The organism is Microbacterium sp. KNMS, assembly GCF_053851835.1.
In genome coordinates, this window is record NZ_JBSQBP010000159.1 from 1 (window position 1) to 249 (window position 249).

Below are 249 nucleotides of genomic sequence, written 5' to 3' on the forward strand. Positions count from 1 at the left end.
GTTCTCTCTGTCTCTCTTCACTTCTTTCCTCTCACAACTTTCTTCAGTGCTCTCTTCTCTCTCTCTTCTCAGATCTGTGCTGAGTCATGTAACTGTAAGATATCACAGAGAACACAGTCTTTTCTTCACTCTTCTTTTTATTTTTCTTTTCAGAACACTCACTTTTCTTTTTTCTTTTATTTATCTCATCTGTTTTTTCTCTGCTGTTAGAAGCACAAACAGTTCTCAAATCAATTGAGAGAGTTATCC

The 249-nt window shown here is 35.7% G+C and carries 1 protein-coding gene; it reads right to left on the reverse strand.

Annotation, left to right across the window (positions count from 1 at the left end; all coding sequences use genetic code 11):
• Window positions 1-43: 43 nt before the first annotated feature.
• On the reverse strand, window positions 44-249 hold a 206-nt coding region (locus ACWXWW_RS18220; RefSeq protein WP_455971441.1), incomplete at its 5' end, for a hypothetical protein.